At 52.4% G+C, this 3,267-nt stretch carries 2 rRNA genes; both read left to right on the forward strand.

The window, feature by feature from the left end:
- Positions 1-42 precede the first annotated feature (42 nt).
- A 23S ribosomal RNA gene (locus JFN91_RS21850) occupies positions 43-3,001 on the forward strand.
- 123 nt (positions 3,002-3,124) lie between these two features.
- Positions 3,125-3,241, forward strand: a 5S ribosomal RNA gene (gene rrf / locus JFN91_RS21855).
- The last annotated feature ends 26 nt before the right edge of the window (positions 3,242-3,267 follow it).

Below are 3,267 nucleotides of genomic sequence, written 5' to 3' on the forward strand. Positions count from 1 at the left end.
GGGTAGTATGCACGGCAGTGAGATCATTTACAGTTTTTTTATGGTCAAGCTACTAAGGGCGTACGGTGGATGCCTAGGCAGAGAGAGGCGATGAAGGACGTGGTAAGCTGCGATAAGCTTCGGTGAGCCGCTAAACAGGCTTTGACCCGGAGATTTCCGAATGGGGAAACCTACTGGAGGTAATGCTCCAGTAACGTAGAGTAAATTCATAGCTCTACGTGGCGAACGAGGGGAACTGAAACATCTAAGTACCCTCAGGAAAAGAAAACAATAGTGATTCCGTCAGTAGCGGCGAGCGAAAGCGGAACAGCCCAAACCGGCTCCATTTCGATGGATCCGGGGTTGTGGGGCCCCGACGTGGGATTGATGATTGGTAGGAGAACGGTCTGGAAAGGCCGGCCATAGTGGGTGATAGCCCCTTATCCGAAACCATGAGTCACCCTAGGGTGTCCCCGAGTACTGCGAGGCACGTGAAACCTCGTGGGAATCCGGGAGGACCATCTCCCAAGGCTAAATACTACTCTCTGACCGATAGTGAACCAGTACCGTGAGGGAAAGGTGAAAAGTACTCCAATGAGGAGGGTGAAATAGAACCTGAAACCGTATGCCTACAAGCAGTGGGAGCACTATGGAGCAATCCAGTGTGACCGCGTGCCTTTTGCATAATGAGTCAGCGAGTTACCCTTTGCAGCGAGGTTAAGTTCATGGAACGGAGCCGCAGCGAAAGCGAGTCTTAATAGGGCGAGTTAGTTGCAGGGGGTAGACCCGAAACCGGGTGATCTATCCATGTCCAGGGTGAAAGGAAGGTAACACTTCGTGGAGGCCCGAACCCACTGGCGTTGAAAAGCCAGGGGATGAGGTGTGGATAGGAGTGAAAGGCTAATCAAACTCGGAGATAGCTGGTTCTCCCCGAAATATATTTAGGTATAGCCTCACAAAGTAAGTAGCGGGGGTAGAGCACTGGATGGGCTAGGGGCCTCACCAGGTTACCAAACCTAACCAAACTCCGAATACCGCTAACTGTTATTGTGGGAGTCAGACTGCGGGTGATAAGATCCGTAGTCAAAAGGGAAAGAGCCCAGACCGCCAGCTAAGGTCCCAAAATCTATGCTAAGTGGAAAACGATGTGGAAATGCCCAGACAACCAGGAGGTTGGCTTAGAAGCAGCCACCCTTTAAAGAAAGCGTAATAGCTCACTGGTCGAGTGGGTCTGCGCGGAAAATGTAACGGGGCTAAGCATAGTACCGAAGCTGCGGATTTGATCCTTAAGGATCAAGTGGTAGGGGAGCATTGTGTAAGCCTGCGAAGGTCGACCGTGAGGACGGCTGGAGGTATCACAAGAGATTATGCTGACATGAGTAGCGAAAAACAAGGTGAGAAACCTTGTCACCGAAAACCCAAGGTTTCCTACGTAAAGGTAATCTGCGTAGGGTTAGTCGGTCCCTAAGGCGAGGCCGAAAGGCGTAGTTGATGGGAAACAGGTTAATATTCCTGTACCACCTGTTGTTGCGATGGGGGGACGGAGAAGGGTAGACGATCCTGGCGCTGGTTGTCCAGGTTTAAGGTTGTAGGCGGGAAGAGGAGGCAAATCCCTTCTTCCATTCAACGCTGAGAACTGATGACGAGGGGGTATCCCCGCAAAGTCGTCGATCCCATGCTTCCAAGAAAAGCCTCTAAGCTTCAGACAGCAGGTGACCGTACCGTAAACCGACTCAGGTGGGTGAGGATAAATGTCCTAAGGTGCTTGAGAGAACACTGGTTAAGGAACTCGGCAAAATGATACCGTAACTTCGGGAGAAGGTATGCCCTTTTTGGTGAAGGCGATTCGCTCGCACAGCTGAAGAGGGTCGCAGAGAAATGGCGGTAGCGACTGTTTACTAAAAACATAGGACTCTGCAAAGTCGCAAGACGACGTATAGGGTCTGACGCCTGCCCGGTGCCGGAAGGTTAAGGGGATTTGTTAGCCGCAAGGTGAAGCTTTGAACCGAAGCCCCGGTAAACGGCGGCCGTAACTATAACGGTCCTAAGGTAGCGAAATTCCTTGTCGGGTAAGTTCCGACCTGCACGAATGGCGTAACGATTTCCGCGCTGTCTCAACCAGTGGCTCAGCGAAATTGAATTCTCGGTGAAGATGCCGAGTACCCGCGGTAAGACGGAAAGACCCCGTGCACCTTTACTACAGTTTGACAGTGACATTCGAATAAGCTTGTGTAGGATAGGTGGGAGGCTTTGAAGCTGGGACGCCAGTCTCGGTGGAGCCATCCTTGAAATACCACCCTGGTTTGTTTGGATGTCTAACCCAGGTCCGTCATCCGGATCGGGGACACTGTCTGATGGGTAGTTTGACTGGGGCGGTCGCCTCCCAAAGAGTAACGGAGGCGCGCGAAGGTTCCCTCAGGCTGATTGGAAACCAGCCGTAGAGTGTAAAGGCATAAGGGAGCTTGACTGCGAGACCAACAAGTCGAGCAGGTACGAAAGTAGGTCTTAGTGATCCGGCGGTTCTGTATGGAAGGGCCGTCGCTCAACGGATAAAAGGTACGCCGGGGATAACAGGCTGATCTCCCCCAAGAGTTCACATCGACGGGGAGGTTTGGCACCTCGATGTCGGCTCATCGCATCCTGGGGCTGAAGTAGGTCCCAAGGGTTTGGCTGTTCGCCAATTAAAGCGGTACGCGAGCTGGGTTTAAAACGTCGTGAGACAGTTTGGTCCCTATCTACCGTGGGCGTAGGATACTTGAGAAGAGTTGACCTTAGTACGAGAGGACCGGGTTGAACGTACCTCTGGTGTTCCAGTTGTTCCGCCAGGAGCAGTCGCTGGGTAGCTATGTACGGAAAGGATAACCGCTGAAAGCATCTAAGCGGGAAGCCTCCTTCAAGATTAGGTATCCCCGGGAGCAATCCCCTGAAGGCCCGTTGTAGACCACAACGTTGATAGGCCGGGTGTGTAAGCGCAGTAATGCGTTCAGCTTACCGGTACTAATCGGCCGTGAGGCTTGACCATAAAAAATTCTTAGAGAGGGGGGTGGACCTCCACCCCCCGATCATATACTGCCAAAAATCCTACAGACACGAAATGCGATTGTGAGAAACATATTGCGCGGGCTTAGGCCCAAGCTGAGAGTTTCTCTGTGGCAATGCCGAGAGGGTCACACCCGTTCCCATCCCGAACACGGAAGTTAAGCCTCTCTGGGCCGATGGTACTGCATTGGAAACGATGTGGGAGAGTAGGTCGCCGCAGGGAATTTAATAGAGAAAGCCCCGTCTGAT

Source organism: Geomonas anaerohicana (genome assembly GCF_016458305.1).
Taxonomy (GTDB): domain Bacteria; phylum Desulfobacterota; class Desulfuromonadia; order Geobacterales; family Geobacteraceae; genus Geomonas; species Geomonas anaerohicana.